Source organism: Desulfocicer niacini, from assembly GCF_054657595.1.
In genome coordinates, this window is sequence record NZ_BAAHYK010000008.1 from 16,395 (window position 1) to 42,566 (window position 26,172).

Sequence of the window (26,172 nt, forward strand, 5' to 3'; positions counted from 1 at the left end):
GATAGATCACAGTGGCGTAAACCGGAAAAAATCTGTCGGAAAAACCCATGGAGATTTCCCGGGGTTCAGGGAATAAAAAAAGATAACACCAACGAAAAAAAGCCCCGGAAAAACTCCCGGGGCTTTTATAATTTTTTATTTAAACTTAAAAACTGATGGCGTCCCCAAGGGGATTCGAACCCCTGTCGCCGGCGTGAAAGGCCGGTGTCCTGGACCGGGCTAGACGATGGGGACGCAACATCATTTTTGGGGTGGTGGGCCGTACTGGGCTCGAACCAGTGACTCTCTGCTTAAAAGGCAGATACTCTACCGACTGAGTTAACGGCCCCCAAAAACAAAGCGAACTTATACTTTCCTGAATTCCTTGTCAACTCTTTTTTTCAAAAGACCGGATTTTTTATCCCTACTTTTTCCAGAATTCCGGGACAAGAAGAATAATCATGGTATAGATCTCCAGTCTTCCCAGCAACATACACCACAGCAGCAGCCATTTTCCAGCCAGGGGGATATGGGCAAAATTATTCACCGGTCCCACTGTGCCAAAGCCAGGGCCGATGTTGCCAATGCAGGATGCCACCGCCCCAAGGGATGTTAGCATATCAACTCCCATGGCAGATAAAATAACACTGCACACGGCAAACAACAAAAGATAAAGCCCCAGAAATCCCATGATGCTTTTGAGCACATGATCCGGCACCACGGCATCGTTTATTTTCACCTGGGCCACACTCCGGGGATGAATAAGGGTGAACAGTTCCCGGTAGCAGTATTTAAAGCACACCATGAGACGGGCACATTTCATCCCCCCCCCGGTGGAGCCCGCCGAAGCACCCACAAACATGCAGATAAAGATAATCAACTGACTTAACCCCGGCCACAGCTCATAATCCGCCGTGGCATACCCCGTTGTGGTGACAATAGAAACAATCTGAAAGGATGCATATCGAAATGCACTGCCAAGGGAATCATACACAGTGCCATACAGATCAAAGGTAACCACCACCGTCAACCCCAGACACATCAAAAGAAAAAACCGGCACTCGGAGTCCCGCCAGAAAATCAGGGTTCGGCCCCGTAACAGCTGATAATGCAGAGAAAAGTTAATGCCTGCCAGCACCATGAACAACACAAACACAAAATCAAAATAGGCACTGTCAAAATGGGCCACGGATGCGTTTTTGGTGGAAAATCCACCCGTGGGCATGGTGGTGAAAGCATGGCATAGAGCATCGTACAATCCCATCCCCCCCCCCATTAAAAACAACACCTGCAAAAGGGAAATCAGGGCATATACATACCACAGGATCTTAGCGGAATCACTCAGGCGGGGGGTCAGTTTATCCGGCACCGGACTTGGCACTTCGGCTTTAAACAGCTGCATCCCCCCCACCCCCAGAAAGGGCAAAATGGCAAGGGAAAGCACAATAATACCCATGCCCCCCAGCCACTGGATAAAACTTCGCCAGAAAAGAAGGCTTTTAGATACCCCCTCTATATTGGTGAACACCGAGGAACCCGTGGTGGTGAATCCGGATACCGATTCAAACATGGCATCGGTGAAACAGGGCACGGCATCTCCGAAATAAAAGGGCAATGCGCCAAAAAAACCTATGGCGGTCCATCCCAGGGCCACAATGGCAATGCCCTCTCTGGGACTTATATATTCAATACCCGACCTTCGGGACACCAGGAAAAGAAAGAGCCCTGCGCACACGGTACATCCCATGGATAACACAATGGCCATCTGGCTTCCATCGTGGTAGAAAAGACTGCATGCCAGGGGAAACAGCATTACCACGCCGATGAAAATAACCAGAATCCCGATAATATTTCCAATATATTGCCATCGCATCAGAAAAACTCCAGCTTAACCGTCAACATTTTTTCAAGTTTATGCACCACCTGACGTCTTGCAAAAATAATAATCCGGTCCCCGGGCGCCACCACACTGTTCCCCGATGGAATCATGATGGCATCCTCCCGGATGATGGAGACCAGAATGGCCCCCTTCGGAAAGGATATTTTCTTCAGGGGACGACCGGTGATGGCAGAGGTTTCAAGGGCAATGGCTTCAATCATTTCCGCCTCCTCCCCCAGCACCGAGATGGCGGACAATATTTTTCCCTTTCTTACGTCATGAAGAATGGAGCTGATGGCCGATAACCGGGGGCTGACCACCTTCTGCAGCCCGATGGTGGACATAAGTGGAATGTAACTGAACTTGCTCACCTTGGTAATGGTTGTTCCAGCCCCAAGATTCTTGGCCAGCAGGGAGACCAGGATATTGGTTTCCTCATCATTGGTAAGAGCCACGAGCACATCCGCATCCCCCACATTTTCTTCGAGAAGCAGATTCTGATCTGACCCATCCCCATGGAGAACAACGGTCTTTGTCATGGCCTCGGACAATGCCTGGCAGCGTTCAAGATTTAATTCTATGATCTTTGTGTGAATGCATTCTTCTTCAAGACGTTTGGCCAAGCGCTCACCGATACGCCCCCCCCCCACAATAATGACCCGACGCAGGGTAATAATTGTCTTATCAAAAAGGGCAACGGTTTCTTTTAATCGGTCGTTTTCACAAATAAAGTAGACCAGATCCCCCACCTCCAGGCGATGTTCACCCCGGGGGATAATAAGTTCCTGTCGTCTGACAACCGCTGCAATCAAGGGACGGGTCTGCCCGAACATGGAAGCAAAATCTTTGAGCCGAACACCGGCCATGGGTGACTTTTCATCCAGGCGCAATCCCACAAATTTCACCCTTCCCTCCACCAGTTCTCCCATGTCCACTGCCGCCGGAATTTTCATAAGGCGATAAATGGTTTTCACCACTTCTATTTCCGGATTGATCACCGTGTTTATGTGAGGAGGTGCCGTTTTAAAGGCCCCATGGTACTGATCATAATGGGCATTTCTAATGCGGGCCAGGGTTCTGGTGGCCGGAGACAACATGTCAGCCATGAGACAGGCCACAAGATTGGCCTCATCACTGTCAGTCACGGCAAGCAGGATTTCAGCCTGCCGGATACCTGCTTTTTCCAGGATTTCCGGCGAACTCCCGGAGGCCGTAATTCCCTGGACATCCAGATTTTCAGTCACCCTGCGAATGGCATCCACTGATTTATCAATCACTACGACATCCTTGTTTTCAAAGGCAAGGCGACTGGCTATGTGATAGCCCACCTCCCCTGCTCCCACAATAATGATTTTCACTACCTGACTCCTAAGGGATATAATAAAAAAAAGGGTGGGTCATCACACGCGCCTGACCTCATTGGGCCACCAAGATTGATGACTGGGAAATGTTATGCCACCCTTGAAAAGACAGCCACCCGGCAAGCTCCCGGAAGATCAACATAATACCGCCATACATAACCCAATCGTCAAAGTGTGGATTTACTACATGCTCCTTTCAGTGTCAACCTTAAGCCCGCCGTGATTTTCCCCTTGAAAGGTATCTGGATATAACATATACGAAAGGCGGAGCCCCTGCACCTGCAATTCTCGATGCCCAGGATAAAAAGGTCCAGGATAAAAAGCCGGGCTTGTTCACAACATGGACCACATGGAGGTGGGGTCAGGCTTGCATTGTCTATGCCTTTGTTGAAATCTGCCTTGAAACGCTGATAATTGTCAAAAATAACAGAACGCAAGCCTGACCCCGGCGATCCATCAATTAAGACAGATCAAAATCTCCTGGCCACCGGGTACCGGTGACATCATCAACCCTACAAATTCAGAAAAAAAACCATGACGCAAGAAAAGAAAAAACAGAAAAAAACAGTGGAGACAAAAGTGGACCCCCAGCGCCGCATGGCCCTGGAAAGCCTTCCACCCCATCTCCGGGAGCAGATGACGCCAGAGGAGGTGGATCTGTTTCTCCATGCCGAGGCATGGCCTGAAACATTGATGAAAAAACTGGAAGAATTCATCGTTTCCCCAGACTGACAAAGGCCATGGCCTCCCGACAGGGAGCCCATGGCCTTAAATCGTTGATGGCTTAAATAAGAAATTATTTCCATCACATATTTCTACACAAAAATATCACGGGGATACAATATATCTATAAAATATTTTTCAACCCCGTTTTACAGCTTTATTATCCAGATATGGCATCGGTGAGTTCAGGCATGAACTCCAGGATATCAGCCACAACACCCACATCCGCCACCTGGAAGATAGGTGCCTTGGGGTTCTTGTTTATTGCCACAATATAGGGGTTTCCCTTTACGCCGCCCATGTGCTGGAAGGAACCGCTGATACCAAGTGCCATGTAGACTTTGGGTTTGACGGTCTGTCCTGAAGTTCCCACCTGACGGGATTTTTCCAGCCATTTGGCATCCACAATGGGCCTGGAGCAGGAGACCACTGCGCCCATGGCTTCGGCAAGATCCTGGGCCACGGAGATATTTTCTTCTTCTTCAATACCCCGGCCAATGGAAACAAGAAGATCGGATTTGGTGATATCAACATCCCCGACTTCTGCGGCCAGCACTTCAATAAAACGACGTTTAGCGGTTAGATCGCCTGCATCAGCAGATTTATCCACCACGGCACCACCTGCAGCACTTCCTTCCACCGGGGCAAAGGCGCCCCCGCGAACGGTCACCACAGCCCCTGTTGAAACATCACAGGCAACATGGGTACTTACGGCACCGCCAAGCTCCTGGCGAACCACATTAAGTGTTTTGCCATCACAGCCGTCAATGTCCACCACGTCAGCCACAAAGGCAGAATCCATCTTAATGGACAGACCCGGGGCCAGATCCATTCCCAATGTATTATGGGGAAGCAGGACAATGGCATCGGCCGGTAGCACATTCACAAGGGCCTTTCGAACAACTTCGGCATTGGGATAGGCAAGGGCTTCATTGTCAATTTTAATCACCGATGCATAAATATCGGTCATGGCATTTGCCACCTTGTCCAGGTCTGCACCGGAACCGGTGACCACAGCCGTAAGGGCAGCACCGGCATCTATTTTCTTTGCTGCTTCGGGGTATTCCATGGCAATGTCTTCGGCAACGCCGGCATTGTGGGGTATGTATGCAAATATTTCAGCCATTATGCAAGCCCTCCCTTGCTTTTGATTCTTTCAATGAGCTGGGCAATAATTTCATCGGTGGAACCTTCCAGCATCTCCGCACCATCGCCCATATCAGGCACAAAATAATCCACACGTTTGACTTTGGCACCGTCTTCACCCACAGCGGACGCATCCAGACCCAGATCGGCAGCACCTTTCACCGGAATATCAAGTTTGGCAACCTTTCTAATACCCCGGATACCCACATAGCGGGGCTCGTTAATACCAGTCTGAATGGAGAGCACGCAGGGCAGATCCATCTCGTTCATTTCCTGGTTACCGCCTTCAATCTCACGGCCTACTTTAATGGTGGAATCACCGTCCACCTCCAGCTTATTGACCAGGGATGCATAGGGATAATCCAGCATGGCTGCAAGCATGCCACCCACCTGACCCGCACCTTCATCGGCCTGGGCACCAGTGAGAATCAAATCATAATTGCCCTTTTCCACCTCGGCTTTGAGGATGGTTGCAATACCCTTTCCATCGGAGCCTTCAAAGGCATCGTCACTTAGCAGGACACCGTTATTGGCACCCATGGCCATCTCCCGACGGAGGACCTCTTCTGACTCATCATCACCAACGGTTACCACCGTAACGTTGCCGCCGACTTTGTCTACAATTTGAATGGCTTCTTCAACGGCATAATTATCCCATTCATTCACGGAATAGACCAGATCATCACGATCAAGATCATTACCGGCACTGTTGAGCTCAAATTCGTTCTCAGCAGTATCGGGCACTCGCTTGACACACACCAAAATCTCCATTATGGCCTCCAAATTAAGGTAAAAAATTCATAAAATTTATTATATTCATGCCAGGTGCTGTTCAATGAGAAGGGTGAGGTCCATGGCCTCAATTTCACCTTCCTTGCCCGCCACCTTAATGCCATCCTGAATATTAACAAGACAGAAGGGACAAGCAGTAACGATCACATTGGCACCGGCCTCAGCTGCCATATTCACCCGCAACACACCCATGCGAACCTCTTCCTCCGGTTCATAAAACAGCATAAGCCCACCACCGCCGCAGCAGAAGGAACGATCACGGCTTTTTTCCAACTCCACCCGCTTTAACCCTTCAATGGCATCCAGAGCCTCCCGGGGATCTTCATATATACCGTTGTGACGGCCCAGGTAACAGGGATCATGGTAAACATATACCTTTTCCGGATGGATGGCGTGTTTCAGGGTCAAAGCACCTGATTTGATTTTTTCGGTAATCAACTCACTGATGTGCTTCACCGGGGGCAGCCCCTGGTAATCATTCTTTAACGCATTGTAAGCATGGGGGTCAGCGGTGACGATATTTTTAACCCCGGACTCCAGAATGGCTTCGGTGTTCTGTGCCTTGAGATCCTGGAAAAGCATTTCCTCTCCAAATCGAATGACCTCGTTGGCACTGTCCTTTTCCGCTTTGCCAAGAATCCCGAAATCAACGCCGGCCCGGGCCAGAATTTTAGAGGTTCTCCGGGCAATTTCCTGGATATTGTCATCATAGGAGGAGATGCTGTCCACAAAATACAGGGTGTCTGCCGTGGCACCTTTTTCCAGAATTTTAACATCGCACTGGGAGGCAAAGTCTTTTTCATTTGCCCAGTCCGCACGTTTTTTCTCCATCATGCCATAGGGATTGCCTCTTTTTTCCAGGGCCTTGAGGGGTTTCTGCAGGGACTGGGGCACCATTCCTTCATCCACCATGCCCCGGCGCAGATCCACCATTTTGTCGATATATTCAATACCCAGGGGACACTCTTCTTCACAGGCACCGCAGGTGGTACACGACCAGATTTCATCTTCGGTGTAAATGTCCTCCACCAGCAGGTTGCTCTTATAAATTTCACCGGAAAGGGGATAATTTTTAAATATCAGATCCCTTGCCTTGATGGTGATAAACCGCGGGGAAAGGGGACGTCCCACGGCATTGGCCGGACATTGGTCTGAACATCGTCCGCAGTCGGCACAGGAGTAAAAATCGAGCATATGTTTCCAGGTGAAATCCTCCAGGCGTTTGACGCCGAAGGATTCGAGATCGTCCAGCTCTTCTTCGGAAATACCGTGTTTCACCGGTTTGATGTTGCCCTTTTTAATCCGCATGAAAAACACGTTGAAAATAGAAGTAATGACATGGAAATGTTTACCCATGGGCAGGAAGCATAAGAAGAAGAAGAAAGTAAGGTCATGGATATAATACATGAGGATATGAAGTCCCTGCAGTGCCCCCTGGGACATGCCAGCAACCAGCTTTTTAAATATCCACACCAGAGAGAGGGGCGCAAGGAAAACACCGTGGCCGAAGGCAGCCTCTTCGGCGGCCACCTGGGTGGCCTCAAAAAGACTTTCGGAGATCATCAGTGTGGAGATAATGGCAAGTACAAACACAGCCTCTGCCGTGTGATCCTTTCCATACTTCTCAGGCACCGAATAACGGGCAGGCTTGGTCACAAGACGTCGCCAGGCAGCCACGATACAGGCAATGAGCACTGCAGTGGCAGCATAGTCTTTAAAAAAATTATAGATACTGCCCACAACTCCATCAAAGCCCGGCAGTGCAAATCCGTCGGAAAGCCCGATGATCACCAGAGAAGTGGATCGAATGGACAAAATTAAAAAACCTGCAAAAATAACGATATGGCAGATACCCGCCACCCGATAACGTGGCTGCCGGTACTGGGCAAGCCAGATCACGGCCAGGTTTTTAATGCGGCGAGGGATATCATTTAACCGGTTGTCCGGCGCGGCTTTTACCAGGGGGGCAAGCCTCCGGGCCATGATATAGGCAAAAAATGCAACACCCACAACAGGTATCACAAAGGAAAAAACAGCAGCAGGAAAAACCCCGAAAAACTTAAAGCTTGCTGGTCCAATCAGTGGTGACATATTTTCGACTCCATAATAAAATATTAATATTAAAGGTTTACCTTAGTTTTTCGAAGAATGTATGGCACAAAAAGCCATGTCAGCTCATTATCAAACCACCATATCTCTAATCAAGAAGTACAAAAAAATCAAGGAAAAAAGGTATTTAGCAAAAGAATACCATTTATGTCATATATCCCATTTAGCCCCTATTCCAATGTGTGGTAGTTGAGAATGCAAAAATTTAAGCAGCCGTCATTCATTTATCTTTTGGGCTTGACCACAACATGGACCTCTTTGGGGTGGGGTCAAGCTTGCGTTATTGGCATTGTCCTTGGCTTTGGCATTTTCACAGGCTGCGGTCTATAACCCCAATGACACAAACCTGACCCCGTTAACCCGCCAACGGTGACAGCTAGCCCATGTTGTGATCAATCCCTATCTTTTTCGAATACCGACAAGATAAAGATCCACCAGGGGATCCGCCATGGCGGTGAGATCATATTTGCCCTCAGCCACCACCCATGTATTAATGATACCCTCCACAGCCCCGAGAACAAATCGTTTCACAAGCCCGATGAAAAGGTCCTGTCTCAGATACCCTTCCATCTGCCCCAGTTCTATGATCTCTGTGAGAAAATCAAGATACCATTTGGAGATATCCTTCACCTGCAGGGCAATATTTCTCAAATACCTTACTTCGGACTGAAAAATAATGGCCATGTTTCGATCATTCTGAAATTCTTTAAGGTGACACCGGATTAAATTTCTGAGTTTTTCTTCAGCACCTTCCGTGGCATCCACTGCACTTCGCATCTTCTCAAAAAATGCGGTGGTTTTAAACTGAATATATTGGTAAAGGATATCGTCTTTATTTTTGAAATAGAGATAGATGGTTCCATCGGCAACCCCTGCCTCCTGGGCGATCTGGGAAATGGTGGCCTTATGAAAACCCAGCCTGGCAAAAACGGCTCCGGCACCTTCAAGTATGGCGGAATATTTTTCAGATTTCTCTTTCAGCAAAACGAATTGATCCTTTTTCAGAGTATGACTTTAAATGAATTTATATTCATATCCATTAACAAATTCTTTTCAGCATTGTCAAGGACAATTATATTTTACAAAAATATAGGAATAGACTGTTTTTAAATGAAAAAATACACAAACACCGTTTAGCTCTAAAAACAAACAGCTCAGCTATCTCTAAATTTAAAGACTGAGCATAGATTCATTGGAAGAATTCCCATTTTTTCAGTCGGGGGCTTCATTCTTGATGGGGGGGGGGCAGTCTTGCGTTATTGGCATAATCGGTGGTCTTGCGGTTTGCCTAGGCAGTGGCGGATCCCCCCACAATAGAAGCCTGACCCCGCCTGCCAAAAAATCATATGCATAAAATGACATGATATTGCCGAAAAAATGAGAATGCGCCGAATTCATTTACAGAGAAGCGCTTGATTTTTTCTGAATTTCATGCAACAAAATAAACAGAAATTTTTCCAATATTAAATAAGGAGGCTCCATGTCCATTTTTCACCCCCATCCCGATTTTGACACCGCCCTGGATCTGGGTCGGCCCCCCAACATAAAGACACTTTTCCCCCACTCCCGGGCCTTAATTGTCAGCGGGAAATTCATTGATCGCGCACTGACCCGCAAAGGCCATGCCATGACCATTGCAGCCAACGGCAGAAATTTTTTTGTCCTTGAAGGGGTCCTCATGGCAGCCCAGAAAGCCAATGCCGCCATCATAATTGAAATTGCTAGATCCGAGGGCGGAACCGGGGCCTATTGCGCAGTGAATTTCTGGAACATTGCAAGGCAGGTGGATGCCATATGTAATCGCAAAAAAATCACCATACCCGTGGCCATCCACGCCGATCACTTCGGAATCAAATCCCTATCCGAGGTACCCCGGGCACAGATTGAAATTCCCACCCTTTTTGAGGCTGGCATCACCTCCATTGCCATTGATGCCTCCCACATGCCCGATGACGACAACCTTCTGGCCAATATTGCCCTGAATTCCTATGTTCCCATCTGGGCAGGGCTTGAAACTGAAGTAGGTGAAATAAAAGGGAAACTGGGCATGTCAACCCCCCAGGAAGCGCTGTTTCTTATCCAGGGCCTCAATGCCCACGACATTTTTCCCAACTGGATCGCCCTTAATAATGGTACAACCCATGGCATAGAAGCAACTGGTTCCGGCATTGATGTTCCCTTGACCCGGGAAATTCATGATGCACTGTTGACATACAATGTATCTGGTGCCCAGCACGGCACCTCCGGGAACAGTTCGGAAAGGCTTAAATCCATTGCTGCGGAAACCCGAACCACCAAGGCCAATGTGGCAACAGCTCTCCAGATGATTTCCTGGGGTATACAGGTCAATGATTACGGTAATGCCATCCTGGATGACGGGGGAAATTTCATTAAAATGCAGGGCCAGGGGATGTCCCGGGAAATATGGGAAGACATGTGTGATTTTGCACGCAAGAACAATTTAAAGGCCGGGGACTTCAAAAAACTTAATCTGCCCTTTGAAAACAAACTCCTGGCTCAGCCACGGGAAATCAGACAGCGTATGTCCCAGGGGGTGGAAAGTTTTGTCTACAATCTTTTGACCACTGTTTTCAACGCAGAAGACACAGCCGCATTTGTCATGGAAGATATTATGACAACGGCATCATTTGATCCCGGCCCCCAGGCCCGGCGAATGGAAGAACCCACCCAGTGGACACCAGATAAAATAAGAGAGAAAGCCTCGCTGATTAAGTCCGACAAGGGGCCCGATGGCGACTTTGACGATTAACTCCCCGCCATCAGCTCATACTTTCAAAACTGTCCAGTCTGGGGGTTGGTGATAATATCAGTCCCCCCCTTGGGGAGGGAGCAGCCGCCCAGGTAAAAACAGCACTCAGCTAAAAAATAAAACCATGCTGGATTATTGGGAGGGGGCAGAGCAGCCCCAAGCAAGCAAAAGGGAAAAAAGGAGACGGTTTCAATGGCGGTACCCGTGTATCAAATACAAAACATTCTGACCCTTTATTGTCGCAAGCTGGAACAATCATGGCATAATGATAAAAAACAGGTGCCTGCACTGGGCTGGAAAATAAATGTCATTGCCCAAAGCAAAAAAGAAATGGTGATAAACAAAATAACGGAAAGTATCCTGTCAAAAATCACTATGATGGGTCCCCGCCGCTACATGGAACAGCATGCCCAGCCGGAATTTGCCATTACGCCCTGCAGACCTTTGCCACGGATATCTCCGGCCGCAAGAAGCCATCTGTTTTCCTTCAGCATTCTCAATGAAAACAATGTCCGCATAAAAAAAACCATTGAGCTGGGCACCGGCGAATAAAATCCGGTGTCCCTGGCCGCCGATTCTGCCGGAACAGATATAAAAATGTCATCACGGGTTTGATCAGACATGGGTCTGGGCCTTAAATCATCTCATCGGGTGACTGGAAAACGGGGTCAGGCTCCGACCCCGTTGCATCACAAAGGGTTAAGAATGGCTCAGACTGTGATCAATCTCGGTCTTTCTGACCTTCACGCCCCTGCGGGTCAAAAAGGATTTAATTTCTGCAATGGTATAGGTGCCGAAATGAACCATTGAGGCAATGAGGGCTGCATCTGCCCGGCCATGGGTTAAAACCTCAGCAAGATGCCCAGGGGTACCGGCTCCTCCAGAGGCAATGACAGGGATATTGACATTCTCTGAAATCATGCGGGTCAGCGTCATTTCATACCCGTCCTTTGTTCCATCGGCGTCAATGGAATTAAGACAGATCTCTCCAGCCCCCAGGGCCTGCCCTTTTTCTGCCCATTCCAGGGCATCTATTCCCATATAGGTACGTCCGCCATTGATAACAATCTCATAGCCCGAAGGAATTCCGTGCTTTTGCCCCACATACTTAACATCCATGCCAAGCACCACACACTGATTACCAAAGGCTCTGGCACCCTGGGAGATGATGTCGGGATTTTTCACCGCCGCTGAATTGACGCTTACCTTTTCCGCACCGGCCAGGAGTACGGCCCGCATATCCTCCAGGGTACGGATCCCCCCCCCCACGGAAAAAGGAATAAAGATAGTCCGTGCAACTTTTTTCACCACATCAATCATGATATCTCTTTTTTCATGGGACGCAGTGATGTCGTAGAACACCAGTTCATCGGCACCGGCTTCATAGTAAAAGCGGGCCATTTCCACAGGATCGCCGATTTCTATATTATTTTCAAATTTAATGCCCTTGGTGGTTCGGCCTTCCCGCACATCAAGGCAGGGAATAATTCGTTTACTTAACATGGTGTCCACTCACAAAAATTCTTCAAAATTAAAAGTCCGGGCTTACCGCTTTTTTCCAGATGAAACTGGGTGGCAAACAAATTGTCTTTTCCCACAGCCGAGGCAAAGGAGATCCCATAATCCGTGGTACCAAATACCGCATCCTTACTGTCCGGGTCCGGGTAATAGGAGTGAACAAAATAGAATTCATCCTCCCTGCCCACACCTGCAAACAGGGGATGATCCCGGACAACCTCAAGCCCGTTCCATCCCATGTGGGGCACCTTAAGAAAGCCATCCCCACCATGATCGGCCGGCATGGTATCGGAAAAGGCCCGGGCACTGCCCGGAATCAGCCCAAGGCAGCTGGTATTGTTTTCCTGGCTTGTATCCATGATAATCTGACACCCCACACAAATACCCAGCATGGGTGTTCCGGCGACAAATACCTCTTTCAGGGCATCATCAAGACCCCGCTGAGCCATAACTTCCATGGCAGCCCCGGCAGCCCCCACCCCCGGAAAAATCACCCGGTCAGCGGCCATAATCTTTGCCGGGTCATCGGTGATGATACTCTCAAAAGACAGAAAGGACACGGCCCGGGCCACACTTGTTAAATTTCCTGCTCCATAATCTACAATTGCAATCATACGTTTCTTTTCGCCTTATCCCATAAATGTTCAAGCTCCTGCCGGGGTACATCCTTTAATGAAAGCCCCCGACCGGTGAGTTCGGTTTCCATTTTTCTATATCGTTTTTCAAATTTTTCCGTGGATCGGGCCAGGGCGGTTTCCGGATGAATTTTTGCAAGCCTTGCCACATTGGTCATGGTGAACATCACATCTCCAAATTCCGTGGCAATGTGGTCCTGATTACCCGTGGCAAGAGCCTCTTTAAATTCCGTCAGTTCTTCTTGAACCTTGTCAAGAACCTGCTCCATGCCGGACCAATCAAACCCGGCACGGACAGCTTTTTCAGAGACTTTATAGGCCCGCAAAAACGGAGGCATACCCGAGGGGATGGCATCCAGGACTGAGGCCCCGACACGCCTGCCGGCCGCTTTTTTTTCTTCCTTCTTGATGACCTCCCAACGATCCCACAGCTGTTGCTCATTTTCAAGACCGGCATTGGCATATACATGGGGATGACGGCGCACCATTTTGGATGCTATGGCCTCCATGCTTTCAGACAATGCAAACCCACCTTTTTCGCGATAAATTTCTGCGATGAATAGCAGTTGAAACAATACATCTCCTGTTTCTTCACACACGCCGTCCACATCGTCTTCTTCAATGGCTTCCAGAAGTTCATACACCTCTTCCACAAGGCATTTCCACATGGTTTCCGGTGTCTGCTTCTTATCCCAGGGACAGCCCTGTTCTCCGCGCAATGTGCGGATGATGTCCATCAGTTCATTTATACCCTGGTTTTGACGGTCATGCTCTGTTTTTCCCAAAACGCTTTCATCCTTTTCATTTTTATCTGAAACTGAGTTTTCATATCATTGTCCACAAAAACAGCTGCCCACCGGGACACTTCCCCTAAATAGGGAGACAGGCGGGAGGTGGATATCCAGTTACTCTGCCCGGGCACCAGGGCCGTGGCAATGATGAAAATCACCACACACACCAGCAGTCCCTTTGCCGCACCAAAGACCATGCCGCAAAATCGATCCACCCACCCCAGAAAGGCAATTTTTAAAACATAACGAAGCAGGCTGGCCACAAGCCCCACGCCCACGACAATTGCCATGAAAAGCAGGAAAAAGCCCAACAGATCACGATATATTGTAGCATCAATCCAGTTCCCCAGCAGCTCTCCCACCATGGGATAATACACAGATGCACCATAGAACCCGGCCAGGATCCCGGCAATGGAGGCAATCTCTTTGACAAATCCACGAAACAACCCCCGAATCAGGCCAAGGGCAATGATGACCATCACAATAATATCAAAAGTGTTCATGTTTTCACCATATTAAAAAAGATTATTTCCACGAAGGCCATTACTCAAAAATGGAGAAACACGCATGGCCGGGATCGGATTGAAAGGCAACCCCCTAATCTTAACATCTAAATTAAGGCATAATTAGCAGGAGCACCTCCACAACGTCAAGATTTTTTATTGACCTTTTCGCCAAGAGAGTGCAATCTATGGGCCATGAAACAATTGACTTTTGACAATATCTCCCTGGCCCAGGAGCTGTTTGGTCGGCACAATGATCACCTGGCACGGGTGGCCGACGGTGCGGGAATAAAAATTGATGCCAGGGGCAATACACTGACCCTGCAGGGGGATGACCAGAAGGTTACTGTGGCGGAATCCATCCTGCACCAGCTCTACGAACTGCTCCAGAAAAAATTCACCCTGCAGCCCGCCGATGTTGACTCCGCCATAAAGGCCATAAACCAAGACCCCTCCTGCCGCATCCGGGAACTGTTTCTCAACACCATTTTAACCACGGTGAAAAAGAAGCCTATTACCCCCAGAAATCAAAACCAGCAGCGGTATTACCAGGCCGTGCAACAAAACGATATTGTATTTGCCATCGGCCCGGCTGGCACAGGCAAAACCTACCTGGCCGTCGCCATGGCCGTGGCGGCCCTGTCCCGGGGGGAAGTCAACCGGATTATTCTGGCCCGACCTGCAGTTGAGGCAGGCGAAGCCCTAGGCTTTCTCCCCGGCGATCTGGCAGAAAAGATAAATCCTTACCTGCGCCCGCTGTACGACGCCCTTTATGACATGCTCTCCTTTGAAAAGGCAAAGGATATGATTGAACAGGGTACCATTGAAATTGCTCCCTTGGCCTTCATGCGTGGCAGAACCCTTAACAATGCCTTTATTATTCTGGATGAAGCCCAGAACACAACCTCCCAGCAGATGAAAATGTTTTTAACCCGCATGGGATTCAGCTCCCAGGCCGTCATCACCGGTGATATCACCCAAATTGATCTTCCCACGGGAAAACAATCGGGCCTGGTGGAGGCAAAGGCTCTGCTCAATAAAATAGAGGGTCTGGAATTTATCTCTTTCACCAAATCTGATGTGGTTCGTCACCAACTGGTCTCCAGAATAATTGATGCCTATGAAAAACAATAGGGTGTTTTAATGAAATCTGACAGCAGATTCCAGGCCATTTCCATTTTTATCGGCACCAGCACTGGTGTTCTCTGGGCATTACTGATCTGCCTTACCCTGCTTATCACCATGGTCCTTGGTCCCGATGACACCAATATCACAGAAGCTTACCGACAGGGGGACATTGCAGAAAGGGATATCAAAGCCCCCAGAGACTTTTTCATTGAAGACAGGGAGGCAACCCTCCAGAACCAGCAAGCCACGGTGCGCACCATTCCCTTTGTCTACGACTATGATCCAGGGCTGTTGCAACGCATTGCCCAGCGCATAGATCAGGCCTTTGCCCAGCCCCGGGAACTGTTCAATCATGGTGAAGAAGAAGCCCCACCAAGTCTTGCCATGGTCATGGCCAGCAGGGAAAAATTTGAAGAAACCCTTGGGATTCCCATGAGCAAAGGTGCCTACAGCATTTTATACAAAAGTGAGTTTTCCCAGGAGATTACCCAGCTCATTGAAACCATCCTGAAGGAAATTCTGGATAACGGGGTGGTGGCCAACAAGGAAATTCTCTTAAAAGAAGAGGACAAGGGAATCCTTTTAAAAACCATAGATTCCTCCGAAGAACGTCTGGTGACAACCCTGAAGTCATTTTATGGGCCGGACCAGGCAAAAACCATGGTGCGAATTGTTGGCGACCCCCTCTTAAAAGGCCTTAGCTATGGGCTGAGTAATCTCATTGTGGATATTTGCCAGCGCCTAATGCTTCCCAATATCACCATGAACAGGAATGAGACCGAACAACGCATAAAGGATGCCCAGGCAAAGGTCAAACCTGTTCTCTACCAAATTAAAAAAGGAGAAATGATCCTCCGGGAAGGCGAACGGGTGGATGAACTCAAAATAGTAAAACTCAAAGCCCTTCGGCAGCAGAGCCATGGAAAAAATATTTTTGTGGCCCGTATCGGCTCCGGGCTTCTGATATTTTTTTCCATATTCACCGTTTATTTCACGGCTTTAAAAGACCACGAAAATCTCCAGAAATATCATAACCGCAACATCATCTTCATGACCTGCCTGCTGCTGATTTTTCTGATCATAGCAAAACTTGGGGTACCCATTGCAGGCAAGGTGGATATGGCACTTCCACTGATCATGGGAGACACCTCGGTTTACATGCTTCTCCCCCTGGGGGCCGGGGCCATGACCGTTTGCATGTTTCTGGGATTTCATGTGGCCGTTTATTTCTCTCTGCTGCTTTCTCTGCTGGTATCCATCATTATTTCAAGTCGCATGGATGTCTTTGTTTTTTTCTTTTTAAGCAGCATGGCAGGAGCCTTCTGGGTCAGTGAATGCAGGCAAAGAAAAACCTTTATTTCCGCAGGGTTCAGACTGGCAATCTTCAATGCCATTCTAGCCTTTTTTTTGTACCTGTATGCGGCAGCCAGCCCCGAGATTGCCCCTGTTTTAAAAGATGGACTCCTTGCCGCATGCGGCGGATTCATTTCCGGGGTGATCACGGCGGGATTAACCCCGGTGGTAGAAATGCTATTCGGGTACACCACGGAGATCAAAATGCTGGAATTATCCAACCTGGACCAGCCCCTCATGAAACGCCTCATGGTGGAAGCCCCCGGCACCTATAACCACAGCATCATAGTGGCAAGCCTTGCCGAGGCAGCGGCCTCTGCCATCGGGGCCAGCATATTAAAGGCCAAAATATGCGCCTACTACCACGATGTCGGCAAACTGGACAAACCCCTTTATTTCATCGAAAATCAGACCGACGGGAAAAACCGTCATGACAAGCTGTCCCCTTCCATGTCAGCCCTGATTCTCATCCAGCATGTAAAAAAAGGAGTGGCCTTTGCCAAAGAACACAAGCTTGGCAGTGACATCGTGGACACCATTCGCCAGCACCACGGCACCAGCCTCATCCGTTATTTTTATAATAAAAGCATCAAACTCAATGGGGAAGATGCCGTTAAAGAAAGTGATTTCAGATATCCCGGACCCAAACCCCAGACCCGGGAAGCTGGCATTGTCATGTTGGCAGACGTGGTTGAAGCCGCGTTAAGAACCCTGGAACGACCTACCTCGGCCCGTATCCAGGGACGTGTCCAGGATCTTATAAACGCCATCTTTGCCGATGGGCAACTGGAAGAGTGTGAACTGACTCTGAAGGATCTGCACCAGATTGCCGGTAGTTTCAATAAAATTCTCACAGGGCTTTACCACCATCGCATTGAATACACTGATAAACCCCAGGAAACAAAAAAAGAACCCAATGGAAAAAAAGAACATACAGATTCTGATTCAGGAAAATCTGACAAAGATCCCAAAGGACAGCATAAGCCAAAAAGCCAGCAGAATCTTAAACGCCTTGGCATATAAAAATCATGAACTGTCCATTGTGATCACCGACAATGACGGCATCAGGAAAATGAACCGGACCTACCGGAACATTGACCGCCCCACCAACGTACTGGCCTTCCCCATGCTTGGACCGGACGAGGACCAGGGCATGGCCTTCCTCCCGCCGGAAGCTGGCCCAGACATTCCGCTTCCCCTTCTTGGTGACATTGTCATCTCCATGGAAAAAGCTACAGAAGAGGCCCAAACGGCGGGAATTACCAGAGATGAACGGCTCAGTCAGCTGTTGATACACGGGATCCTGCATCTGGTGGGCTATGACCATGAACGCGGGGATGACGATGCCCTGGAAATGGAAGAAAAAAGCCTTGAACTGATCCGGCTCCTTGAGCCCAACCCGGATCTTGAAATATTTTAATCAGGAGGAAACATGGCAAATCTTGCGGTGAATGTGGATCACATTGCCACTTTAAGACAGGCAAGGGGCATTAATTATCCGGAACCGGCTGCCGCAGCCGTTGCCGCAGAAACGGCCGGGGCCGATGGAATTGTTGTCCATCTGCGTGAGGATCGACGTCACATCCAGGAACGGGATGTGAAAATTTTAAGGCAGATTGTCCAGAGTAAACTCATCCTTGAAATGGCCGCCACCACGGAAATGCTGGGGCTTGCCCTGGAAATTAAACCCGACACAGTCACCCTGGTTCCCGAAAAAAGAGAAGAGCTCACCACAGAAGGGGGCCTGGATCTGATCACCCACCATGCCGTCATCCGTCAAAGCGTATCCACACTTAAAAATGCAGGTATGGCTGTGTGTATTTTCATTGATCCGGACCTGGAACAAATCCGCATGGCCCACAAAATTGATGCCGATATGATTGAAATACACACCGGTGCCTTTTGTGATGCGGCAACGGCCCAGGAACGAACCCTTGAATTCTCAAGGATTGTGGATGCAGCCGCCATGGGACATAAATTAAAACTGGAGGTAAATGCCGGTCATGGATTGTGTTACAACACCATCAAGGCATTTAAGGGATTTGATATCATAGATGAATTCAGCATCGGTCACAGCATTGTTGCCCGGGCTACCTTGACGGGAATGGAAACCGCTGTGCGGGACATGCTTGCTCTAATTAAAAGCCTTTAAACAGAAAAAAGCACGGGGGTAACTGTGCCTGACAAGATTTAAAAAAGGTAGGAAAGCTGTTTGCAACCTTAGGTAACCCATGGAGGGACGAAAATCGAAACATGTCCAATTTTTCCTTGTGTATCTTTCCAATTCGCCATATAAGAAACCATAGCCTTTTCATGCGGAGGGCAGCACATTCTTTAATGCCTTGATTCTAACTTTGGTTGCCATGGATTGCCCAGGATACTCAAAATAGATTCAAATATGCCAGCTATTACACGGCTATTGTTTAACCACCGCAATCGAAACCCAGAATTTCTTTATGGATGGTTAATGGATCAATTAATCATCGCAGTAGCATCATAATTATTATATTTTATCTTAATGCAAAAGAGGAGGATTTATGTCAACGCTTGTCTTTGGTCACAAAAACCCGGATACAGACTCTGTCTGTGCAGCCATCACCCTGGCAGATCTTAAAAAGAAACTTGGCGAAGATGCCACCCCCGCCATCCAGGGCGAGCTGACCCCGGAAAGCAAGTTTGTCCTTGAGAAATTCGGTGTTGCCGCCCCTGCCGTGGTAACCTCATATGCAGGAAAAGATGTATATCTGGTGGACCATTCAGATCTGGCACAGAGCCCCGACGATCTTAAAGACGCCAACATTCTGGGTATTGTTGACCATCACAAACTGGGTGACGTTACCACAAGTCAGCCCCTGGAATGCTGGATCTGGCCTGTGGGCTGCACCTGCACCGTGATCAAATCCATGTACAATTTTTTCAACGTTGAAATTACCAAAGAAATGGCTGGCCTCATGCTGTGCGCCATCATCAGTGACACGGTTATTTTCAAATCAGCTACCTGCACAGACCAGGACAAGGCCGCATGTGAAGATCTTGCAAAAATTGCAGGCGTGGCTGACGTTCAGGCCCTTGGCATGGATATGTTCAAGGTAAAATCCGCAGTTGACGGCACCCCTGCAAGAGAGCTGGTACTCCGTGATTACAAAGATTTTGACATGAACGGGAACAAGGTAGGTATCGGTCAGCTGGAAGTGGTTGATCTTTCCATCCTGGACGGTGTAAAAGCAGATCTTGCCGCTGACATTGCCGCCCTTAAGGCTGAAGGCGGACATCACTCCATCTTTCTGCTGCTCACAGACATCATGAAAGAAGGTTCAGAGGTTCTCATCGTATCCGATGATGCCTCTGTCATTGAAAAAGCCTTCGGTGTTAAACCCGAAGCCGGAAAAGCATGGCTTGACGGCGTCATGAGCCGCAAAAAACAAGTAGTTCCCAATCTTGAGAAAGCATTTGCATAAAACCTGAGAAAGGCTTGCCTGAGGCACTTTAAAAAGTGCCTGCACGCCACATGCTTTATCTTGTGTAAAATTTTGTACCCATAAAAAAGGCACCGGGGATTTTCCTCCCCGGGGCCTTTTTTTATTTTTAACATCCATTTTTTCCATGACGATCATGTGGACCTGCCGACACAACGAATAATGAACATGGTATTATGCCGCCCCCCGACGGGCAATGGGCCCGGCCCGAAACCGTAGACGGCTCAATTGGCCGCTTCTATTGCCCATCGGGGGGGCTCTGCTGAGGTAAATTTGAAGGCGACTTCTTCATATAACGGGCATGTCCTGACGGACACAACGAAGCATGAAACGCGATAACAGAAGCGACCGGGGCAGGTATTGCCCGAACGGATTAAATGGCAGCTTTTAAGCATGGACGCTGAAAAAGCTGCCATTTCCCTCGGAACAACCCATGGACGGGCTGCGAGTCTCGAAGAGATGCGCATGCATACATGATCGGAGGGTAACCCTGCCCCGGTCGTCGGAATGGCACAAGTTTCATATAAAAACCTACATGGCAGTAAGCACCTGCCACAACGAATAATAAAATAAGGGGCAGCAACATATGAACATATCGCTACCCCTTGTTTAAATTTTAGCACAGGCTACGCTGGCGTGAGAGAACCTCTCAATGAGAACCTTCCGCAGAACAAAAGTCCATCATACCGCAGAAACGTCGGCTTCTTCAGCTTCAGCTGCCTGGGTACGTTCATAACAGAGTAATCCGCATTTAAGACATCTCTGGGCTTCGGCCAGGGCCATTTCAGGCGTATATCCGGCTGCCAGCTCCGTCTTTACGGCTCTTGTCTCGGCATCATTCACCGGCATGATATTTCTGGGCATAATCTGGACACCCTCAACCCGTGTAATCCCCTGGAGAAGAGACTTTCGGGTCACCGGATTATATTTTCCATTGAGTACCGGAATACCATACATGACACTTTGGAGACTTGCTGCCGCACGCCTTCCAGCGTTGATGGCCACCACGGCTGCACTGTAGCCGCTCAGCTCATCAGCATCAGACAGCAATCCCAGTTCCTGGTTGTCAGCCGGTTCCTTATACTTCTCAACTCCCTGCCACTGCACCTCATCGTCAAGTCGGACAGCGACTGCCTCTTCCGAAGCCTCGGGATTCACCTCCGGCACATTCACAGCCGTGAAAATCAATTCAGGAAATCGTCCCGATGACAGAATCAAAGTATTGGCATTGATAAGGGATTTTTCACCGGAACCAAGATCTGTGATTTCAACGGATTGCAGCATCTGCCCGGCACCCTCAAGACGGGTAACACCGGAAGCATACACGATGGTGGCACCATGGGCTTCCATGGCTGCCAGATCTGCGGCATCAAAACCGGAAGCCTGCTCCTCCCGTCGTACCACCACGGTAATGGACTCCGCCCCCTGTTCACGGCATACTTTCACCGCTCTTGGGGCCATGACACCTCCACCCACAATCACCACGTCGCCGTCACAGGGAATGCGCTGACTTTTCTGCACATCATTTCTCAATAGATCAATCATCAGATATCCACCAGGAAACACAGAGGACACCGTGGAAATTTCTCCCTTTGACAGTCGGCTGTCCCAGCCGCCGGTGGAAGAGAATACCGCCTCATAGCCGTTGTTGAGAAGGGAGGCAATGGTGACATCCCTGCCCACTTGTTTACCGGTTTTAACCTTTACCCCCATTTCCAGTATCCCGTCGATATCCCAGTCCAGGACATGCTGGGGAAGACGCTCATCAGAAATGGCGATGCGCAACAGACCACCCAAAGTGGAACTGGCCTCAAAAATGGTGGGACTGTGTCCCAGTCTGGCCGTGAAAAATGCGGCGGAAAGTCCTTCCACACCGCCACCGAGAATGGCCACCCGTCGTCCCGTTGCAGGGGCCTTGTAAGGTTGCACCCGCTCACCAAGGTCCATTTCAATATCACACACGAATCGCTTCAGATTATTAATCCCAACGGATTCATCCACCAGCTGACGACGACATTCCGATTCACAGGGGGCCGGACAGATACGTCCGATCACCGTGGGAAATGGGTTACGCTCTTTGATCACCTGGACGGCCCCGGCATTGTCCCCTTCACGGATACGGGCCAGGTATTCCCGGATATCAATCCCCGTGGGACAGGCCCGTTGACAGGGAGTTACGCATTTATCTTCTGTGTATTCGCGCATGATCCGATGGGAGGCTGATGTCAGACGAATGATATGTTTGGGGCACACTTTTTCACAAGTACCGCAGGCAGTGCACTTTTCCTCATCCACCACCGGCAAACCTTCTTCACTCATGGAAAGGGCACCAAAGGGACAGGCTGCCACACAGGTACCAAGTCCCAGACAGCCGATGTTGCACTCCTTCATGCCACCAAACACCATGGCTGCTGCTCTGCAGTCGTTAATACCTTCATAAAGATACTTGATATCGGCATCTTTTGTTCCGTAATAACAGCCGGATTTTGCAACTTCCGGCTCTTTATCTCCGATGGTCACCCCCATGAGTCCGGCAATGGCAATGGCCACATCCGGCCCCGCAGCCACACAGGAATCCGGAGAAGATTTCCCGGCGGCAATGGCCTGGGCATTGGGTGTACACCCGGGATAACCGCACCCACCGCAGTTGGCACCGGGAAGCACATCATCAATGGCAGCCACCAGCGGGTCCACATAAACATAAAAAATTTTGGATGCAAAGGCCAATACGCCACCGATAAGGAGCCCAAGACCACCCATCAAAAAAACCGATTCAAGCATGATTCCCCCATTTATATACTGGTATAATGTTTGGTTTATATTATTTCACCCCTGTCTTATAATCACCTGATCAAAAAAAAGTCAAGATTTCCGGGAAAATTCACTGATTCTAAATTTTGCACTAAAATTAGGGATGGGGCACATTGACAGAAGCATTTTTATCATGTACTTAAAGTTTTATAATAATCTTAGTGTTCTGCCTTAATTTACCATTGAAGAGGAAAACCCATGGGTAAAGAAAATATTATTTATATTGATAACAACCCGTTTACCTTTGATCCCGGTGAAACCATCCTTGACGTTGCGCATCGGAACAACATTTTCATCCCCACCTTGTGCCACCTGAAAGGGACAACTCCCACAGGGAACTGCGGCATATGCGTGGTTGAAGTAAAAGGAAAAAGGGATCTTGAAACCGCCTGCTCCACACCTGCCACCCCCGACCTGGAGATTCATTCCGAATCCCCGGCGGTGATCACATCCCGGAAGAACACCATACAAAAGATGCTCTCAACGGGAAACCACAACTGTGCCATCCGGGATTTTAACGCTGATGACTGGACAGCCTTTCACCTGCAGACCCTGGAAACGGACCAGTACAATGAACTGTGCCCTGTGTGGGGGAACTGCAAACTCCAGGATCTTGCCTATCGATATCAGGTCACCACCCGACACATGCCCCTGAATCCTTCAGCATATCCCATGGAAAGGGAAAATCCCTTTATTCTTCGCGATTTTTCCCGCTGCATCATGTGTGGACGATGTGTCAAAGCCTGCAGAGAAGTTCAGGTAAACAATGCCATTGATTTTAATCATAAAGACACCCCTCTTAAAATCATCGCCGGAACGGATGTGGCACTGAAAGATTCCGACTGTGTCTTTTGCGGCGAATGCGTAGAGGTCTGCCCGGTGGGTGCCTTGATTCCCAAGGAGAGCTTTAAGACAAAGACACGGTTCAAAGAAATTAAAAAAGTCCGCACCACCTGCTCTTTCTGCGGTGTGGGATGTCAAATGGAACTGTCTGTGCAAAACAATAAAATTGTGGGCATCAACAGTGCAGGTAAAGACGTTGCACCCAACAACGGCAGTCTTTGTGTAAAGGGACGCTATGGATATGACTTTGTGGGCTCCCCCAACCGCCTGACCACCCCGCTTATCAGAAAAGAAGGCAAACTAACTGAAAGCAACTGGGATGAAGCCCTGGACTACGTGGCCACCCGCCTGAATGAAATCAAGGATCGTTCTGGATCAGACAGCATGGGTCTTCTGACCTCGGCCCGGGTGACCAACGAAGAAAACTACATTGCCCAGAAATTTGCAAGGGCAGTGCTGAAAACAAACAATGTCGACCATTGCGCCCGACTGTGACATTCCTCCACCGTAGCCGGTCTGGCTGCAGCATTTGGAAGTGGCGCAATGACAAATACCATCGCCGACGTAGAAGTGGCTGATGTAATACTGGTCACCGGGTCCAACACCACGGAAAATCACCCGGTACTGTCCACATTTGTAAAACGGGCTGCCAAAAATGGTAAAACCCTTATCGTTGTGGACCCCAGAAGAATAAAACTTACGCAGCATGCCAATAAATGGCTGCGCCCCCAGCTGGGAACCGACATTGCCTGGATCAATGGTCTGATGCATGTGATCATTGATGAAAATCTCCAGGACAAAAAGTTTGTTAAAGAACGGACAGAAGGCTTTGAAACCCTGGCAGAAACCGTTAAAAAATACACCCCGGAATACGTGGAAGAGATTACCGGCATTCCCGCCGATGAAATCGTGGCCACGGCCCGAAAGTTTGCCCGGGCCCGGGTTGCCGCCATCCTCTACTGCATGGGCATCACCCAGCACACCTGTGGCACCGACAACGTCAAATCCCTTGCCAATCTGTCCATGCTGTGCGGACATCTGGGCAAGCCCGGCGGCGGGGTAAACCCCCTGCGGGGTCAGAACAATGTGCAGGGTGCCTGTGACATGGGGGGCCTTCCCAATGTATTCACCGCCTATCAAAGCGTGACGGATCCCAACACTGCAAAGAAATACGAAGCCGCTTGGGATGTCACAGGACTTTCCACCACACCGGGGCTGGCTGTCACCGAAATGATACACAAGGCCGAACTCGGGGAGTTAAAATCCCTTTACATCATCGGTGAAAATCCCATGGTTTCCGATCCGGATCTCAACCACGCAGAAAAAGCCTTTGGCAATCTGGAGTTCATGGTGGTACAGGATATTTTCCTGACGGAAACCGCCCAGATGGCCGATGTGGTATTACCCGCCTTTTGCTTTGCGGAAAAAGAAGGCACCTTTTCCAATACGGAACGGCGGGTCCAGCGGGTCAGAAAAGCCGTGGAAGCCCCGGGTTTTGCCTGGGAAGACTGGAAAATTCTCTGTGAAATTTCAACACGCATGGGAAAGCCCATGCACTATGAAAATGCAGAAGAAATTTTCGAAGAGATCAGAAAGGTTACCCCCTCCTACAGTGGTATCACATGGGAACGCATCCGGCAAACCGGTATTCACTGGCCCTGCCCCACCCAAGAACATCCGGGCACACCCATTCTTCACACGGCCCAGTTCACCCGGGGAAAAGGCCTTTTCCATGCCATTGAACACCAGCCACCGGCGGAACTTCCCGATGAAGCCTATCCCTTCATGCTCACCACCGGACGGGTTATTTTCCATTATCACACCGGCTCCATGACCATGCAGTCCGATGGGCTTAACCAGCTGTCACCGGATTGTTTTGTAGAAATCTCTACAAATGATGCCGCCCGCCTGGAGATGGTGGATGGAGAAATGGTCAATGTATTTTCCCGCAGGGGAAAAATCAAGGCCCGACTCAATATTTCGGAAAAGGCCATGGACGGCACCATATTTATCCCCTTCCACTTTGCCAAGGCTGCTGCCAACCGGCTAACCAATGCGCGCATTGATCCCGTTGCCAAAATACCGGAATTCAAAGTGTGCGCCATCACCATTGAAAAAGCTGCATGACATTGATTGCCGGGGCCATTGGACGTATTTATTTTTCAGCCCCGGCTTGATACACTGCACTGAAAATCTTGCCTTCCTTTTTGGATGACAGACGAACAATTAAAAAAAGCGTTATAACTCAGCATACTGCTGAGTTATAACGCTTTTTTTCATATAAAATCTGCATGGCAGGATGTCTTGCCCAACGATGAGTGAAAATAATAGCATTCTGCCGCCCCCCCGATGGGC

20 protein-coding genes and 2 tRNA genes are annotated in these 26,172 nt (G+C 49.1%); 9 read left to right on the forward strand and 13 right to left on the reverse strand.

Going from position 1 to position 26,172, the window contains the following annotated elements:
- Nucleotides 1–156: 156 nt before the first annotated feature.
- The 4 genes from ACYQ2M_RS05655 to trkA form a co-directional block, all read right to left on the reverse strand.
- Nucleotides 157–234: transfer RNA gene (locus ACYQ2M_RS05655), tRNA-Glu, on the reverse strand.
- An 18-nt stretch (nt 235–252) separates the two neighbouring features.
- Nucleotides 253–328: transfer RNA gene (locus tag ACYQ2M_RS05660), tRNA-Lys, on the reverse strand.
- A gap of 75 nt (nt 329–403) precedes the next feature.
- Nucleotides 404–1,852 carry a TrkH family potassium uptake protein gene (locus ACYQ2M_RS05665; RefSeq protein ID WP_459915350.1) on the reverse strand — a complete coding sequence of 483 codons (1,449 nt, stop codon included), beginning with the start codon at nt 1,850–1,852 and terminating at the stop codon, nt 404–406.
- Nucleotides 1,852–3,216 carry a Trk system potassium transporter TrkA gene (gene trkA / locus ACYQ2M_RS05670; protein WP_459915351.1) on the reverse strand — a complete coding sequence of 455 codons (1,365 nt, stop codon included), beginning with the start codon at nt 3,214–3,216 and terminating at the stop codon, nt 1,852–1,854. Before trkA ends, ACYQ2M_RS05665 begins: the two co-directional genes overlap by 1 nt.
- Before the next feature lie 537 nt (nt 3,217–3,753).
- On the opposite strand from trkA, the gene ACYQ2M_RS05675 reads away from it, so the two are divergent.
- Nucleotides 3,754–3,951, forward strand: coding sequence for a hypothetical protein (locus tag ACYQ2M_RS05675; RefSeq protein ID WP_459915352.1), 198 nt, complete (start codon nt 3,754–3,756; stop codon nt 3,949–3,951).
- A gap of 151 nt (nt 3,952–4,102) precedes the next feature.
- Here ACYQ2M_RS05675 and ACYQ2M_RS05680 read toward each other — a convergent pair whose 3' ends face one another.
- From ACYQ2M_RS05680 to ACYQ2M_RS05695, 4 genes are all read right to left on the reverse strand, one after another.
- On the reverse strand, nt 4,103–5,068 hold the full coding sequence (locus ACYQ2M_RS05680; protein ID WP_459915353.1) for an electron transfer flavoprotein subunit alpha/FixB family protein: 966 nt from the start codon (nt 5,066–5,068) through the stop codon (nt 4,103–4,105).
- The gene (locus tag ACYQ2M_RS05685) at nt 5,068–5,859 is read right to left on the reverse strand and encodes an electron transfer flavoprotein subunit beta/FixA family protein (protein WP_459915354.1); all 792 of its coding nucleotides are present in this window, start codon (nt 5,857–5,859) and stop codon (nt 5,068–5,070) included. The genes ACYQ2M_RS05680 and ACYQ2M_RS05685 overlap by 1 nt, the downstream gene beginning before the upstream one ends.
- Nucleotides 5,860–5,904: 45 nt before the next feature.
- A complete protein-coding gene (locus tag ACYQ2M_RS05690; protein WP_459915355.1) occupies nt 5,905–7,971 on the reverse strand; it encodes a (Fe-S)-binding protein in 2,067 nt (688 codons plus the stop codon).
- A 417-nt stretch (nt 7,972–8,388) separates the two neighbouring features.
- Nucleotides 8,389–8,973 (reverse strand): TetR/AcrR family transcriptional regulator, encoded by a 585-nt coding sequence (locus tag ACYQ2M_RS05695; RefSeq protein ID WP_459915356.1) that lies wholly within the window; start codon nt 8,971–8,973, stop codon nt 8,389–8,391.
- Between the two features lie 496 nt (nt 8,974–9,469).
- Between ACYQ2M_RS05695 and ACYQ2M_RS05700 the strand changes: the two genes are divergently transcribed.
- Nucleotides 9,470–10,759, forward strand: coding sequence for a class II fructose-bisphosphate aldolase (locus ACYQ2M_RS05700; protein ID WP_459915357.1), 1,290 nt, complete (start codon nt 9,470–9,472; stop codon nt 10,757–10,759).
- 192 nt (nt 10,760–10,951) lie between these two features.
- Nucleotides 10,952–11,311, forward strand: coding sequence for a hypothetical protein (locus ACYQ2M_RS05705; RefSeq protein ID WP_459915358.1), 360 nt, complete (start codon nt 10,952–10,954; stop codon nt 11,309–11,311).
- A 147-nt stretch (nt 11,312–11,458) separates the two neighbouring features.
- Here the strand turns inward: ACYQ2M_RS05705 and hisF are convergent, their stop codons facing one another.
- The 4 genes from hisF to ACYQ2M_RS05725 are packed head-to-tail and all read right to left on the reverse strand — an operon-like array spanning nt 11,459 to nt 14,206.
- Nucleotides 11,459–12,262 carry an imidazole glycerol phosphate synthase subunit HisF gene (gene hisF / locus ACYQ2M_RS05710; protein WP_459915359.1) on the reverse strand — a complete coding sequence of 268 codons (804 nt, stop codon included), beginning with the start codon at nt 12,260–12,262 and terminating at the stop codon, nt 11,459–11,461.
- Nucleotides 12,256–12,891, reverse strand: a complete 636-nt coding sequence (gene hisH, locus ACYQ2M_RS05715; protein WP_459915360.1) for an imidazole glycerol phosphate synthase subunit HisH — start codon at nt 12,889–12,891, stop codon at nt 12,256–12,258. Before hisH ends, hisF begins: the two co-directional genes overlap by 7 nt.
- Nucleotides 12,888–13,697, reverse strand: coding sequence for a nucleoside triphosphate pyrophosphohydrolase (gene mazG, locus ACYQ2M_RS05720; protein ID WP_459915361.1), 810 nt, complete (start codon nt 13,695–13,697; stop codon nt 12,888–12,890). Before mazG ends, hisH begins: the two co-directional genes overlap by 4 nt.
- Nucleotides 13,658–14,206: a CvpA family protein gene (locus ACYQ2M_RS05725; protein WP_459915362.1), complete on the reverse strand. Its 549-nt coding sequence runs from the start codon at nt 14,204–14,206 to the stop codon at nt 13,658–13,660. Before ACYQ2M_RS05725 ends, mazG begins: the two co-directional genes overlap by 40 nt.
- 195 nt (nt 14,207–14,401) lie before the next feature.
- On the opposite strand from ACYQ2M_RS05725, the gene ACYQ2M_RS05730 reads away from it, so the two are divergent.
- The 5 genes from ACYQ2M_RS05730 (at nt 14,402) to ACYQ2M_RS05750 (ending at nt 20,145) form a co-directional block, all read left to right on the forward strand.
- Nucleotides 14,402–15,340, forward strand: a complete 939-nt coding sequence (locus ACYQ2M_RS05730; protein WP_459915363.1) for a PhoH family protein — start codon at nt 14,402–14,404, stop codon at nt 15,338–15,340.
- 9 nt (nt 15,341–15,349) lie between these two features.
- Nucleotides 15,350–17,710 carry an HD family phosphohydrolase gene (locus ACYQ2M_RS05735; protein WP_459915364.1) on the forward strand — a complete coding sequence of 787 codons (2,361 nt, stop codon included), beginning with the start codon at nt 15,350–15,352 and terminating at the stop codon, nt 17,708–17,710.
- Entirely contained in the window at nt 17,700–18,107 is a 408-nt protein-coding gene (ybeY, locus tag ACYQ2M_RS05740) for an rRNA maturation RNase YbeY (protein WP_459915365.1), read from the forward strand. The genes ACYQ2M_RS05735 and ybeY overlap by 11 nt, the downstream gene beginning before the upstream one ends.
- A 12-nt stretch (nt 18,108–18,119) precedes the next feature.
- Nucleotides 18,120–18,839 (forward strand): pyridoxine 5'-phosphate synthase, encoded by a 720-nt coding sequence (locus tag ACYQ2M_RS05745; protein WP_459915366.1) that lies wholly within the window; start codon nt 18,120–18,122, stop codon nt 18,837–18,839.
- A gap of 385 nt (nt 18,840–19,224) precedes the next feature.
- On the forward strand, nt 19,225–20,145 hold the full coding sequence (locus ACYQ2M_RS05750; RefSeq protein ID WP_459915367.1) for a manganese-dependent inorganic pyrophosphatase: 921 nt from the start codon (nt 19,225–19,227) through the stop codon (nt 20,143–20,145).
- 699 nt (nt 20,146–20,844) lie between these two features.
- Here the strand turns inward: ACYQ2M_RS05750 and ACYQ2M_RS05755 are convergent.
- Nucleotides 20,845–22,944 (reverse strand): RnfABCDGE type electron transport complex subunit B, encoded by a 2,100-nt coding sequence (locus tag ACYQ2M_RS05755; RefSeq protein WP_459915368.1) that lies wholly within the window; start codon nt 22,942–22,944, stop codon nt 20,845–20,847.
- Between the two features lie 228 nt (nt 22,945–23,172).
- On the opposite strand from ACYQ2M_RS05755, the gene fdhF reads away from it, so the two are divergent.
- On the forward strand, nt 23,173–25,944 hold the full coding sequence (fdhF, locus tag ACYQ2M_RS05760) for a formate dehydrogenase subunit alpha (RefSeq protein WP_459915369.1): 2,772 nt from the start codon (nt 23,173–23,175) through the stop codon (nt 25,942–25,944).
- The last annotated feature ends 228 nt before the right edge of the window (nt 25,945–26,172 follow it).

Bases quoted from the DNA above. Each gene is read 5' to 3' on its own strand.
- ACYQ2M_RS05735 (WP_459915364.1), top strand. From the start codon at position 15,350: ATGAAATCTGACAGCAGATTCCAGGCCATTTCCATTTTTATCGGCACC.
- hisF (WP_459915359.1), bottom strand. From the start codon at position 12,262: ATGTTAAGTAAACGAATTATTCCCTGCCTTGATGTGCGGGAAGGCCGA.
- ACYQ2M_RS05750 (WP_459915367.1), top strand. From the start codon at position 19,225: ATGTCAACGCTTGTCTTTGGTCACAAAAACCCGGATACAGACTCTGTC.
- ACYQ2M_RS05690 (WP_459915355.1), bottom strand. From the start codon at position 7,971: ATGTCACCACTGATTGGACCAGCAAGCTTTAAGTTTTTCGGGGTTTTT.
- ACYQ2M_RS05725 (WP_459915362.1), bottom strand. From the start codon at position 14,206: ATGAACACTTTTGATATTATTGTGATGGTCATCATTGCCCTTGGCCTG.
- ACYQ2M_RS05705 (WP_459915358.1), top strand. From the start codon at position 10,952: ATGGCGGTACCCGTGTATCAAATACAAAACATTCTGACCCTTTATTGT.
- ACYQ2M_RS05700 (WP_459915357.1), top strand. From the start codon at position 9,470: ATGTCCATTTTTCACCCCCATCCCGATTTTGACACCGCCCTGGATCTG.
- ACYQ2M_RS05755 (WP_459915368.1), bottom strand. From the start codon at position 22,944: ATGCTTGAATCGGTTTTTTTGATGGGTGGTCTTGGGCTCCTTATCGGT.
- ACYQ2M_RS05685 (WP_459915354.1), bottom strand. From the start codon at position 5,859: ATGGAGATTTTGGTGTGTGTCAAGCGAGTGCCCGATACTGCTGAGAAC.
- ACYQ2M_RS05665 (WP_459915350.1), bottom strand. From the start codon at position 1,852: ATGCGATGGCAATATATTGGAAATATTATCGGGATTCTGGTTATTTTC.
- ACYQ2M_RS05745 (WP_459915366.1), top strand. From the start codon at position 18,120: ATGGCAAATCTTGCGGTGAATGTGGATCACATTGCCACTTTAAGACAG.
- ACYQ2M_RS05680 (WP_459915353.1), bottom strand. From the start codon at position 5,068: ATGGCTGAAATATTTGCATACATACCCCACAATGCCGGCGTTGCCGAA.
- hisH (WP_459915360.1), bottom strand. From the start codon at position 12,891: ATGATTGCAATTGTAGATTATGGAGCAGGAAATTTAACAAGTGTGGCC.
- ACYQ2M_RS05730 (WP_459915363.1), top strand. From the start codon at position 14,402: ATGAAACAATTGACTTTTGACAATATCTCCCTGGCCCAGGAGCTGTTT.
- ACYQ2M_RS05675 (WP_459915352.1), top strand. From the start codon at position 3,754: ATGACGCAAGAAAAGAAAAAACAGAAAAAAACAGTGGAGACAAAAGTG.